Genomic DNA, 12,823 nt, shown 5'->3' with positions numbered 1-12,823 from the left:
CGGAAGGGATAAACGCTGAAGGCATCTAAGCGTGAAGCCCCCCTCAAGATGAGATGTCCCATTCGAAAGAAGTAAACCCCCTTGAAGACGACGAGGTAGATAGGGCAGGGGTGGAAGTGCGGCAACGCATGGAGCTGACTGCTACTAATCGGGTGAGGGCTTGACCAACAATCGCAAGGTTGAAAAAAGATTCTTGACAAATTCCGAACAAGGATGTAACATGTATGTAGTTTTGAAGGTGCAAACCTTTATTCCTCCTTAGCTCAGTCGGTAGAGCATTCGGCTGTTAACCGAAGTGTCGTTGGTTCGAGTCCAACAGGGGGAGTTTAATCGGAGCATGAAGCCCGATTCAATAGGGCTCCATGGTCAAGCGGTTAAGACACCGCCCTTTCACGGCGGTAACAGGGGTTCAAATCCCCTTGGAGTCATTCGCTTTGGCGAATAATTAAATAATGTGGTGCCATAGCCAAGTGGTAAGGCAAAGGTCTGCAACACCTCTATCCCCAGTTCAAATCTGGGTGGCACCTCTGAAAGCTCTTGATGAAGAATCAAGAGCTTTTGTCATGTCATTTCCAGTTATTTTCTTATTCCACCTTCCATAAATGATAAAAAATCTCAACAACTGCATCTCTCAACAATTTTTTCACAAACCCTCTTGCATATTTGAAAAACCCGATTTATAATAGCAAACAAATAAAACCCATTGGTTTACTATGAATTAAAGGAGGAGAACAATGTCAGAACCAATCCTTAACATAAAACAGTTAAATGCAAGAGTAGAAGAAAAAGAAATTCTTCATGATATAAATCTTCAGATCCATAAAGGAGAGACCCATGTACTGATGGGACCAAATGGTGCTGGAAAGTCTACCCTGGGCTATGTACTTATGGGAAATCCCAAGTACCAGGTTACAGGAGGAAGCATTCTCTTTAAAGGAAAGGATGTTACAGAGGAAAGCGCAGATAAGCGTGCCAAAGACGGCATGTTTTTGTCCTTCCAGGAGCCTCTTGAGGTGCCGGGACTTACCGTATCTGCTTTTATCAGAAATGCGATCCAGCAGAAAAAAGGAGGCTATATCAAGCTGTGGGACTTCAAGAAAGAGCTGGACAAAAATCTGAAATTTCTGGATATGGATCCTTCCTATGCAGAGCGCAGCCTGAATGTAGGCTTCTCTGGCGGAGAAAAGAAGAAAGCAGAAATTCTTCAGCTGATGATGTTAAAGCCAAACCTCGCCATTTTGGATGAGACAGACTCCGGTCTGGATGTAGATGCTGTCCGTCTTGTATCCAAAGGTGTGGAAGAATACCAGAAGGACCGTGACGGAGCCCTTCTGATCATCACCCACAGTACCAGAATTCTGGAATCTCTTCATGTAGATTACACCCATGTTATGGTAAACGGTCACATCGTTGCCACAGGCGACGGCTCTTTGGTAGACCGAATCAATGAAGAAGGCTATGAAAGCTTCGTATCAGAAGCAGAAGAGGTGAAAGAACCGTGAAAGAAAAGACCTATGTAGAGGATATTGACCGGAGCATGTACGACTTCCGAAACGAGGAAAAAGATGCCTATAAGGTAAAAGAAGGTCTGACTCCGGCAATTGTAGAACAGATTTCAAAAGAAAAAAATGACCCGGCCTGGATGCAGCTGTTCCGGCTTCAGTCATTGCAGATTTATAATTCCATGGAAATTCCCAACTGGGGACCGCCAATTGATGAGCTGAACATGGATCAGATCGTCACCTATGTGCGTCCAAACACCAAGATGAGCGCCAAATGGTCCGAGGTTCCGGATGACATCAAGGATACCTTTGAGCGTCTTGGAATTCCGCAGGCAGAGCGTAAATCCTTAGCTGGCGTTGGCGCCCAGTACGATTCCGAGCTGGTATACCACAATGTAAAAGCAGAGGTAGCAGCCCAGGGAGTTGTTTACACAGACCTGGAAAGTGCTATGCACGGGGAATACGCAGATATGATCCGTACTCATTTTATGAAGCTGGTAAAGCCAAATGACCACAAATTTGCCGCCCTTCACGGCGCAGTCTGGTCAGGCGGATCCTTTGTTTATGTACCGCCGGGCGTTTCTGTGGAAATTCCCCTGCAGTCCTATTTCCGTCTGAATGCACCGGGAGCCGGACAGTTTGAGCATACCCTGATCATTGTAGATGAGGGAGCAGATCTTCATTTCATCGAGGGCTGTTCCGCACCGAAATACAATGTGGCAAACCTTCATGCAGGCTGCGTAGAGCTTTTTGTAGGCAAAAATGCAAGACTTCGCTATTCCACCATTGAGAACTGGTCTAAGAATATGTATAACCTGAATACCAAGCGAGCCATTGTGGAAGAAGGCGGCGTAATGGAGTGGGTTTCCGGATCCTTCGGTTCCCATACCTCCTACCTTTATCCCATGACCATTCTGAAGGGAAAAGATTCCCGCATGGAATTCACCGGAATCACCTTTGCAGGAAAAGGACAGAATCTGGATACCGGAGCCAAGGTGGTGCACACAGGAGAAAACACTTCCTCCTACATCAACACCCGTTCCATTTCCAAGGACGGCGGAATCAGCACCTTCAGAAGCTCTGTAACCATCGGAAAAAATGCAAAGCACAGCAAAGCAGCTGTCTCCTGTCAGTCCCTGATGCTGGATGATATTTCCCGTTCAGATACTATTCCGGCTATGGATATCCGTACAAAGGATGCAGATGTGGGACATGAGGCAAAGATCGGCAAGATCAGCGACGATGCAGTGTTCTATCTGATGTCCAGAGGAATTTCAGAGGAAGATGCAAGAGCCATGATCGTAAGCGGATTTGCAGACAATGTATCCAAGGAACTGCCTCTTGAATATGCAGTGGAAATGAACAATCTGATCCGCCTTGAGATGAAAGGCAGTATTGGCTGATCGCGGAAGGGAGGTTGAATGATATGGAAAAAAGTATGAATATGACAATTAACAGGCTTCCGGCAATCACTTGGAACCGGCTTAAAATGAATGAAGCATTTGTACCGGATGTAAAAATTCCTGTTGCAGGAACCTATGAAGAACAGCTTGGCAAACACGCAGGTATAAATTTAGGCAGCGGCCTTGAGCTTCATCAGGCAGATGAGAATGAGAAGCAGCTCTTTGACAGTATAGAAACAGCCCTTGGAAAAGACATGGATAAGCTGGGCGAAAATTTCCCGGTGGAAGTGATCCAGTGCACAGATGAGAAAAATCCAGAGGCAGGAAACCAGGCAATCTTAAATCTTACCGCAGACGGACGCTACGGAAGGTATTTTCTTTATGTAAAAGCAAATACCAGAATGAATGTGGCTGTTTACTGCACCTCCAAAGAAAAGGAAGCAGAGCCCTTTTTCCTGCAGCTGAAAATTTACGCAGAAGAAAATGCAAAACTGGATCTGACCGTTGTGCAGACCATGGACAAAAAAACAAAAGTATTTTCCGATATCGGCGGTATTCTGGGCAAAAACGCTTCCGTAGATCTGGTGAAGATGGAGCTGGGCGGAAAAGAAGTCTACTCTGGTGCCTACATGGATCTGAAGGAAGATTCCAGTTCCTTTAAAACCCACATCGGCTATCTGGGAGAGGAAAAGCAGCGCCTGGATATGAATTATGTGGCACGCCATCATGGCAGAAAGACCGAGAGCCTGATGGAAAGCAGCGGTGTTTTAAGCGGCGAGGCATTTAAGCTTTTCCGCGGAACCATTGATTTTGTGAAAGGCTGCCCGGGTTCTGTGGGAAATGAAAAAGAGGATGTACTTCTGCTGGGAGACGACGTGGTGAACCAGACCATTCCGCTGATCCTCTGCGCAGAGGAGGATGTGGAAGGAAATCACGGTGCATCCATCGGAGAGCTGGATGAAAAGACGTTGTTCTATCTGATGTCTCGCGGCTTTACCAAGGAAGCAGCAGAGAAAATGATTGCAAGAGCCCGCCTGGATGCAGTGGCAGGCCAGATCAAAGAGCCTTCCATCCGTGAAAAAACATTGAAATACCTGGAGGAACGCCAATGACAGATTACAAAAAGGACTTTCCCCTTTTAAAAGACAGCCAGGTGGCATATCTTGACAATGCAGCCACTGCACAGCGTCCTCTGGCTGTTCTGGAGGCGGAAAAGGCCTTCTACGAAAAATATAACGCAAACCCCTTAAGAGGGCTGTATGAGCTTGGAATGGAGGCTACAGACCGCTACGAGAAAGCAAGGGATACGGTGCGGGATTTCCTTCATGCGGCAAAGTCCTGTGAGATTATTTTCACAAGAAATACCACGGAGAGCATTAACCTGGTGGCTTACAGCTACGGTTTAAATAACCTGAAAGCAGGAGATGAGATCCTGGTAGGAATCGATTCCCACCACAGCAATCTTCTTCCCTGGCAGATGGTGGCAAGACAGACAGGAGCTGCCATTAAGTTCTTAGAATGTGAGATGGACGGAAGCTTTACAGATGAGGCAATCGAAAATGCCGTTACGCCTAAGACGAAATTTGCAGCCGTCACCCATATTTCCAATGTGATCGGACGCGTGAACCCGGTGGAAAAGATTATTGAGAAGATTCATGGCGTGGGCGGAGTAGTGCTTGTGGATGCCGCTCAGAGCGCACCCCATATTCCCATTGATGTGCAGAAAATGGATGCGGATTTCTTAGCATTTTCCGGACATAAGCTGATGGCGCCAATGGGAATCGGCGTTCTCTATGGAAAAGAGAATCTGTTAAATGCCATGTCCCCATTTCTGACTGGCGGGGAAATGATTGAAAGCGTTACCCGCGAGGGTGCTGTTTTTGCAGAACTGCCCCATAAGTTTGAGGCCGGAACGGTGAACGGCGGCGGTGCGTGGGGCTTAAAAGCAGCCATTGATTATCTGAATTCCATTGGCTTTGAAGCTATTGAAGAGAAAGAAAATGCGCTTACTGCCCTGGCAATGGAAGAATTGAAAAAAATTCCCCATGTGCATGTGATCGGAAGCCAGGATCCAAAGGAACACAACGGAATCCTGAATTTTACAGTAGACGGGGTACATCCTCACGACATTGCTTCCATTCTGGACGGAGCACATGTGGATGTGCGTGCAGGTCATCACTGCGCACAGCCTCTTCTGGCACATCTTGGAGTGATGGTGACCACAAGAGCGAGCATTTCTTTTTACAACAGTGAGGAGGATGTGCTTCGCTTAATCGAGCAGGTAAAAAATATCAGGAGGCTGATGGGCTATGATGAATAATACTTTTTACAATGAGATTCTGACGGACCACAATCTGCATCCGGCGCACAAAAAGAAGCTGGAGGATGCCAATCTGGTTCTTGAGGGAGTGAATCCAAGCTGCGGTGATGACATTATCCTGGAACTGAAGGAAGAGAACGGCGTGATCACAGACGGTGCCTTTGTGGGCAGCGGCTGCGCTATTTCCCAGGCTTCTGTGGATATGATGCTGGAGCTGATCATCGGAAAAACAAAGGAAGAAGCCTTACAGCTTGCTGATCTTTTTTCCAGAATGATAAAGGGAGAGGCAAAGGGGGATGAACTGGAACCCCTTGAGGAAGCTATGTCCCTTGCCGATATTTCCAAAATGCCTGCCCGTGTAAAATGCGCGGTTCTTGGCTGGCATACCATGGAAGAGCTGCTGGAAAAAGAGGCTGAAAAGAATTTATAAAACACAATGACAAAACTTAAGGTCAGTGTTATAATCCATATAACGATGGCGAAAAAAGGTCCACGGGGCCTTTTTTTTGCGCAGAAAAATATGGATGATGAAGGAGAAAAAAGGAAATGAAAGAGGACAGACAGGATCTGACTACAGGCTCCATCTGGGGGAAAATGCTGTTTTTCAGTATTCCCCTTATGCTGACGAACCTGTTTCAGGTGTTGTTTAATATGGCGGACATTGCGGTAATCGGGCAGTTTGCGGGCTCCTTATCCCTTGGGGCAGTAGGTTCCACCACCACGCTGGTAACTCTTTTTACAGGGGTTCTCATTGGCATGGCAGGAGGTATCAATGTTCTGGTTGCAAGGTACTTCGGCGCAAAGGACAAAAAAAGTACGGTGCAGACCATACATACGGCTCTTCTGGTAAGTCTTGGAACAGGAGTGATCGTCCTGGCATTTGGAATGCTCTTTTCCAGATGGATTCTGGAAGTGATGAATACCAAGGAAGAGCTGCTGGAGGGAGCGGTTCTGTACATCCGGATCTATTTCCTTGGAATGCCGGCTCTTGCTTTGTACAACTTCGGCAATGCAGTGTGCAGTGCATTTGGAGATACCAAGAAGCCGCTGTATTATCTGTCTGCGGCAGGGGTGGTGAATGTTGTGCTGAACCTGTTCTTTGTGATCATCTGCAAAATGGATGTGGCAGGAGTGGCAACGGCAAGCATTATTTCCCAGTACCTGTCTGCATTTTTGATCCTGCGCGCCCTGGTAAAAATGGGCGGGGATTATGCCCTTCGCATGTCAGAACTGAAATTTAACAGAAGAATGGCTAAATACATTATCCAGATCGGACTTCCGGCAGGACTTCAGAATGGAATCTTCCAGCTGGCCAACCTGTTTATCCAGGCGGGTGTGAATACCTTTGACGCCACTATGGTAGCCGGCAACTCTGCAGCTGCAAATGCGGACGCCCTTCTCTATGATTCCATGGCAGCCTTTTACACAGCCTGCGGAAGCTTCATGGGACAAAATTACGGTGCTGGCAAAAGAAAGCGCGTGAAGAACAGCTATCTGATCAGCCTGGCTTATTCCTTTGGAATCGGGCTGGTGGGGGGAATCTGCCTAGTTATTTTCGGAAGGCAGTTTCTTGGACTGTTTACCAACGACCCTGCGGTAATTGATGCGGGAATGAAGAGACTTACCATTATGGGCTACTGCTACGGATTTTCCGCCTTTATGGACGCTACTATAGCAGCTTCTAGAGCCCTTGGAAAAAGCCTTGTGCCCACTGTGATCGTAATCATGGGTTCCTGTGTTTTCCGAATAATCTGGGTCAACACGGTGTTTGCATATTTTAAAACCATTCCGTCTTTGTATCTGCTGTACATTTTCTCATGGGGAATTACGGCAACGGTGGAGATCATTTATTTCATACATGTGTATAAGAATACGAAGATCGGGATTGCGTAGGGAAACATGCAGGCGGAATGTAAGGATAGGATATTTCGAAATGGAAGAGAGACTTTCCAAATTTTGAGACAGTGAAATAAAGCGTAATCAATAAGGCCTCGGAAGCAGCAGAAAATGCCGTTTCCGAGGCCTGTTATGTGTAAGATGCTTAATTCTATGTACTGTGCAGGATGCTGCAGCAAAGGCGGTATAACAGCGCCGGAATCTTATTCAGCAGCAGTTACAGATGTGATGTGCGGGTTTACGCCCTCATACCAGTACAGGAAGCCTTCCATGTCGATCTTGTCACCGATGTTCAGGGCTTCTACAGCCTTGTATACATCGCTGTCCTTGTCGCAAAGGTAGGACTCTACTGTAAATGTATAGGTCTCTCCGTCAAGGGAAACGTTGAAGTAAAGGTCGTCCCCTTCAGAACCGGAGCCATCATAGTTGTAAAGATATGCAACATCATTTCCGTCTGCATCCTGTCCGGCAGCTTCTACAGTCATGCCCTTGAAGGATACCAGCTCGTTCTGATGGTCGATCAGCTCATCTTTGCCAAGAAGATCTGTTACATCAAGCGGCTCTGCAATATATTCGCCGTCCTCGATCTCGAAGGAGGATACGTCAGCAATTTCAATTTCTCCGGACCATTCAGCCTTGTATCCGGTTACTTTGATCTTGGTGCCAGGTACCAGCTGGTCGTATTCTTCCTGTGAGCATGGCATGTTGTAGATGAAGTATGCACCGTCTTTATCCTGTGTGTAGATGGTTGCCTTGTCTTCCCACCAGGATTGCTTAGCCTGTACATAAGTTTCGACTACAACCTCGTCATCCACTGCAGCAGCGAGATACTCGTCATGAGTCATAACGCCCTCAGATTTCACATCAGCGTCCTCGGAAGCATCAGCCTCATCAGAAGCAGCCTCTGTGGTCTCTTCAGTAGTGTTCTCCTCTGCCATAACTGCTCCCGGGAATGCGAAAGTAAGGGAGAGTGCCATCAGTAATACAAGTCTTTTTTTCATAATGTCTCCTTTCTGTGTGTACGCAAGAAACGTCACAAAGGTATGCCTTTAGCATATGTATTTTATTAAAAAAGGTGGCTGCATGCACAACCACCTTTATTATAAACGAAAACAGGAGGAAATCAAGGGATTAGGGGAAAGTTATTTTCTGCTTTTCCTTTTTTCCAGAAGCAGATAAAGAAGAATGAAAAACCAGACCGCCCCAAGGCTGACAAGAAGAATCTTTGATTCAACAGGAAGGGGGCCAAGGTCTGCTTTTCCGGAGGTTTCCGACGCGGATATCTGATCCAGATGGTACAGGGAGGTGACATCGCTGTAAAGCTGGGCAATGTAATCGGCGTCTATTTCCTGCTTTCTTCTCACAGACTTGGTCACGTTCTCGATCAGCTGCCCGGCTGCGTCACGAAGGGAAGCAGAGCCGTTGAATACAGGTGTGACAAAGGTGTGGTCCACATTTTCCAGAAGGGTTTTGGAGGCCTTTATTTTTACATCATAGTAGGTGGAATTGTCCTCGCCCTCTCTGGAAAGATAATCCTGATACTGGTCAGATTCCTGGGCCTTGCTGGTGACAGGTACGTAGCCTTCTGTTTCCGAGTAAGCGGTCTGCACCTCATTGGTAAGCAGATACTGGGTGAAAAGCCAGGATGCCAGCACTTCCTGGGAGTCCTTCTTATTGAACACGCACACGGAAGGTCCCTGGGAGATCATCTGGGGATTCTCCGGGTCAAACTGGGGAATGGTCATAACCTCTGTCTCAAAGTCCACCAGCGCATCGGAACTGATATCCACAAGCGGTGCATGAGTGCCCATCCAGGTAGCGCCTGCTGTAGAATCAATGGCGAAAATACACTGTCCGGCGTTCAAAAAGTTGGCAGGGTAGCTGGAAATCTTAAAGGTGGAAAAAGCACCTGTTTTTACATGATCTGCAATGGTGTACAGAAGATCGGTAGTAGTATCGTTAAAAAGCTGGATCTCGCCGCTGTCTGTGGAATATCCCGCGTTTTTCTGCTTCAGCATTTCGATCATCATGTTGTCTGTGGACTTGTCAATGAAGGGAATCAGCACGTTCTGTCCGTTGATCTTGTAGGTGCCGTCTGCATTTTGCTCCATGGCTTTTTCACTGACTTCCCAGACAAAATCCCAGGTCAGAGTTTCGGGAAGGGTGTAGCCAAGCTTTTCCACGTAGGTTTTGTTTACGTAGCAGACCTCTGTGGAACGCATGAAGGGCAGGGCATAGTAATGTCCGGCAAAGGAGCACTCCTCCAGAAACTGGGGGATGATCTCATCGCTTTTTACAGAGTCAAATTCCAGCTTGCTGCCGCCAAGACCGTAGCTTTCATCTGCCATCAGGTCATCCAGGGGAACCACCGTGTCATTTCCGGTCAGGTAAGTGGCAATGTGGTCCGGGTAAGTGATGCACACATTTGGGGTGGTTTCTGTGGCAATGTTGGTAATGACATCATTGTAGATCTTGCCGTAATCGGTGTAAAGCCGCAGGTCTACAGTAATATTGGGATACAGGGCCTCGAAATCGGAGATGGCCTTTTTGTAAATTTCCGTCTGGGTTTTGTTGGTGTCGTTTTTGGCCCAGAAGGTGATTTCATAGTTCTTGGAGGTATCAAATTCTTCAGGGATGGAAAATGCGCTCTGCTCCTTTGCACCGTGACAGCCGCTAAGTCCTGCCGCTAAGACAGCAGCCAGCGCCAGAACAAGAAGCTTTTTCCCTGGAAATTTATGTTTTTTCGTCATCATCCTTTTGTACCTCCTCTTGAAACCCCGGCCATGATCTTGTTGCGGAAAATCAGGAACAGAACGATCAGGGGAAGTGAGATTACCACAACCGCAGCCATCATGGCAGGAATATTTTCACGTCCGAAGCCGTTCTCACGGATTTCCTGGATACCATTGGAAACCAGGTAATAATTCTGGTCATCTGTGATGAGGCGGGGCCATACGTAGGAATTCCAGCATTCAATTACCTTCAGGATGGCGATGGTCACCATAGTGGGCTTGCAGATGGGGATCATAACCTTGCACAGGTATTTCAGATCGGAGGTGCCGTCCACCTTGGCTGCCCGGTAAAGCTCGTCCTGAACCTGCTCGAAATTTTCTTTCAGAAGGTAAATGTAAAATACGGAGGTGACAGAGGGAAGGATCAGTCCCAGGAAGGTGTTTCGCATATCCAGGTTGGTAATGGTCACAAAGTTGGTGATGATCACAAGCTCGTTTGGAATCATCATCAGGGAGAGAAATAAGGTAAAGGCCAGATTTTTTCCCCGGAACTCAAGCCTTGCAAAAGCAAAAGCGGAGAGGGTGATCACGACCATCATAATGGCGGTGGTGGCCGATGTGAAAATAAGGGTATTGAGAAGATATTTTCCCAGAGGCACCGCCGTAAATGCGTCTGCATAATTCTGCATGGTCGGAGTCAGGGTAAAAAAGCTGGGAATGTGCTCCGCGTTGTAGGAACTGTAGCTTTTTACAGAGGTCAGGACCATCCAGTAAAAAGGAAACAGTACGATCAGCGCCCACAGGGTGAGCAGAATGTAAGTGATCACGCTGACTGCTGTATGTCGTCTGGCAGCAGAGCGTTCATTGGTAAACTGGTTTGAATTTTCCATTTTTTGTCCTCGAATTGTTTCATGAGTAATAAACATGCTTCCTGCTCACCAGCAGATTGATGCAGGTGATGGTCAGGACGATCACAAACAAAATGATCGCCGCGGCAGATGCGTAGGAAGGATAGCCGCCCCCGTTGCCGTAAAGCATATCGTAAACATATCCTACAATGGTATTCATTCCTGCAGCGTTTAGGTCTGTGCCGAAAAGGGCCACTGCATCGCTGTAGGCCTTAAATGCTCCGATGAAGCCTGTTATGATCAGGTAAAATACAGTAGGTGAGATCATGGGCAGGGTGATCCGCACAAAAATACGGAATCTGGAAGTACCGTCCACCCTGGCCGCGTTGTAGTAGTTCTGGTTCACGGAAGCCAGTGCACTGGTCAGGATCAGCACCTTAAATGGCATGACGATCCATATGGTATAAATGCACAGAACCAGCATTTTCGCCCAATAGGGTCCGTCGATGAAATCAACGGGACCGCGCCCGAACAGCTGAAGGACCAGGTTCACAAGCCCGTCCGAGTAAGCTGTTTTCTTAAAAAGGATCATAAAAACAAGGCCAACTGCCAGAGTGTTGGTCACATAAGGCAGGAAGTAAATGGTCTGGTAAAGCTTCTTCAAAGCTTTTATGGAGCTTAAGGCAACGGAAATCAGAAGTGCCAGCAAGGTGGAAAGAGGCACAGTAATGATTACCAGAAGAAAGGTATTCTTGATTGCCTGAAGAAAATAGGAATCATGAAGCACATAGGAATAGTTGTATGCGCCTGTCCCGTAATAGGTCTGGGATGCAGAGTTATAGCCCTCTTCAAAGGAGTAGATAAAAACGTCAATGAGAGGATATACCATGAAAACACCCAGAAACAGGATTGCCGGCAGAAGATAGAGCCAGCCTTTTAAATTTCTTTTATTCATAGGAACCTCCCTTAAAGGTAAATCCTTTCTTCTGTTTCACGGCCAAAAAGGAAAATCTTGTTTGGCTTCACCGCAAAACGGATGGTTTTGGAAGAAAGATCAATGCTGCTCTCGGAGCTGATAATGGAGCGGATGGCAGGTGCCTGGGAAGCAGCGTGGGAGGATACTACGGAGATGTCACGTCCCATGACCTCAACGCCTCCAAGCTGGCAGCAAAGAGGGCCGTTTTTGTCAAGGACAAAGCCCTCGGGACGGATTCCGGCAAATACCTGCTGATCGGAAATTCCGGGAGCGTCCAGGATGGCATTTTCCCCGATATAAAGCTTCTGCCCACGGATCTCGCCCTCAAATACATTGATTGGCGGAGTGCCAAGGAATCTGGCTACAAACAGATTGACCGGGCTGTCATATACATCCTGGGGCTTGCCGATCTGCTGGACCACGCCGCTTTTCATGACAACGATCATGTCGGAAATGCTCATGGCTTCTTCCTGGTCGTGGGTGACAAACACAGTGGTGATCTTTGTGGCGCGCTGGATCTTGCGGATTTCTTCCCTGGTCTGCAGGCGGAGTCTGGCGTCCAGGTTGGAAAGAGGCTCGTCAAGGAGCAGCACCCGGGGCATTTTTACAAGGGCGCGGGCAATGGCAACACGCTGCTGCTGACCGCCGGAAAGCTCGGAGGGGCGTCTGTCCATCAGCTCTGTGATCTGCACCAGCTGGGCAGCGTTCTGGACGCGGCGGTCCATTTCATCCTTGGAAAGCTTGTCCTTTCCCTTTAGGTTCTGCAGGGGAAAAAGAATGTTCTGCTTCACAGTGAGATGAGGATAGAGGGCGTAGTTCTGAAATACCATGCCCACGCCCCGGTTCTCAGGGGGAAGATTTGTGACGTCCTCTTCGCCGAAAAGGATCCGGCCGTCAGTTGGTTTTTCAAGTCCGCAGATCATGTTCAGGGTGGTGCTTTTGCCGCAACCGGAAGGGCCAAGAAGTCCGATCAGCTGTCCGTCTGGAATTTCAAAATTGAAATTGTCCACTGCAGTAACCGATTCCCGGGATTTCCGCCCGCGGGCAGGAAACTGCTTGGTGAGGTGTTCTAATACGATTTTCATATTCTCTCTCCTACGTATTATAATTCAGATTTGCTTACTATTATAACGAATTCCAGTGGTT

11 protein-coding genes, 3 tRNA genes and 1 rRNA gene are annotated in these 12,823 nt (G+C 47.6%); 10 read left to right on the top strand and 5 right to left on the bottom strand.

Features of this window, described 5'->3' with window-relative positions; all coding sequences use genetic code 11:
• The 10 genes from H8S54_RS13295 to H8S54_RS13250 all read left to right on the top strand — a co-directional run.
• Window positions 1–168: ribosomal RNA gene (locus H8S54_RS13295) — 23S ribosomal RNA — on the top strand; the annotation flags it as partial.
• A gap of 84 nt (window positions 169–252) precedes the next feature.
• Window positions 253–325 (top strand) — tRNA-Asn (locus H8S54_RS13290).
• A 31-nt stretch (window positions 326–356) separates the two neighbouring features.
• A tRNA-Glu gene (locus H8S54_RS13285) sits at window positions 357–428 on the top strand.
• Window positions 429–456: 28 nt separating this feature from the next.
• Window positions 457–527, top strand: a tRNA-Cys gene (locus tag H8S54_RS13280).
• 207 nt (window positions 528–734) lie between these two features.
• A complete protein-coding gene (gene sufC, locus H8S54_RS13275) occupies window positions 735–1,502 on the top strand; it encodes a Fe-S cluster assembly ATPase SufC (RefSeq protein ID WP_117851451.1) in 768 nt (255 codons plus the stop codon).
• Window positions 1,499–2,905 carry a Fe-S cluster assembly protein SufB gene (sufB, locus tag H8S54_RS13270; protein WP_021926835.1) on the top strand — a complete coding sequence of 469 codons (1,407 nt, stop codon included), beginning with the start codon at window positions 1,499–1,501 and terminating at the stop codon, window positions 2,903–2,905. The genes sufC and sufB overlap by 4 nt, the downstream gene beginning before the upstream one ends.
• Before the next feature lie 23 nt (window positions 2,906–2,928).
• Window positions 2,929–4,017 (top strand): SufB/SufD family protein, encoded by a 1,089-nt coding sequence (locus H8S54_RS13265; RefSeq protein WP_117851454.1) that lies wholly within the window; start codon window positions 2,929–2,931, stop codon window positions 4,015–4,017.
• Complete coding sequence (locus H8S54_RS13260; protein WP_186901643.1) at window positions 4,014–5,225, top strand: aminotransferase class V-fold PLP-dependent enzyme; 1,212 nt, start codon at window positions 4,014–4,016, stop codon at window positions 5,223–5,225. The genes H8S54_RS13265 and H8S54_RS13260 overlap by 4 nt, the downstream gene beginning before the upstream one ends.
• Window positions 5,215–5,655 carry a Fe-S cluster assembly sulfur transfer protein SufU gene (gene sufU, locus H8S54_RS13255; protein ID WP_117851456.1) on the top strand — a complete coding sequence of 147 codons (441 nt, stop codon included), beginning with the start codon at window positions 5,215–5,217 and terminating at the stop codon, window positions 5,653–5,655. Before H8S54_RS13260 ends, sufU begins: the two co-directional genes overlap by 11 nt.
• Before the next feature lie 116 nt (window positions 5,656–5,771).
• A complete protein-coding gene (locus H8S54_RS13250; protein ID WP_186901642.1) occupies window positions 5,772–7,118 on the top strand; it encodes an MATE family efflux transporter in 1,347 nt (448 codons plus the stop codon).
• 206 nt (window positions 7,119–7,324) lie between these two features.
• On the opposite strand, the gene H8S54_RS13245 is transcribed toward H8S54_RS13250, so the two are convergent.
• The 5 genes from H8S54_RS13245 to H8S54_RS13225 form a co-directional block, all read right to left on the bottom strand.
• Window positions 7,325–8,122 (bottom strand): hypothetical protein, encoded by a 798-nt coding sequence (locus H8S54_RS13245; RefSeq protein ID WP_186901641.1) that lies wholly within the window; start codon window positions 8,120–8,122, stop codon window positions 7,325–7,327.
• 141 nt (window positions 8,123–8,263) lie between these two features.
• On the bottom strand, window positions 8,264–9,874 hold the full coding sequence (locus H8S54_RS13240; RefSeq protein ID WP_330600188.1) for an ABC transporter substrate-binding protein: 1,611 nt from the start codon (window positions 9,872–9,874) through the stop codon (window positions 8,264–8,266).
• Window positions 9,871–10,743: a carbohydrate ABC transporter permease gene (locus H8S54_RS13235; protein ID WP_186901640.1), complete on the bottom strand. Its 873-nt coding sequence runs from the start codon at window positions 10,741–10,743 to the stop codon at window positions 9,871–9,873. Before H8S54_RS13235 ends, H8S54_RS13240 begins: the two co-directional genes overlap by 4 nt.
• Window positions 10,744–10,762: 19 nt before the next feature.
• Window positions 10,763–11,656, bottom strand: coding sequence for a carbohydrate ABC transporter permease (locus H8S54_RS13230; protein WP_186901639.1), 894 nt, complete (start codon window positions 11,654–11,656; stop codon window positions 10,763–10,765).
• Window positions 11,657–11,667: 11 nt separating this feature from the next.
• Window positions 11,668–12,762: an ABC transporter ATP-binding protein gene (locus tag H8S54_RS13225; protein WP_021926826.1), complete on the bottom strand. Its 1,095-nt coding sequence runs from the start codon at window positions 12,760–12,762 to the stop codon at window positions 11,668–11,670.
• Window positions 12,763–12,823 lie beyond the last annotated feature (61 nt).

The sequence above is a fragment of the Blautia segnis genome (genome assembly GCF_014287535.1).
Taxonomy (GTDB): domain Bacteria; phylum Bacillota; class Clostridia; order Lachnospirales; family Lachnospiraceae; genus Blautia_A; species Blautia_A acetigignens.
The sequence above is the reverse complement of the archived record's forward strand: the minus strand, read 5'-3'. Positions and strand labels throughout refer to the sequence as shown.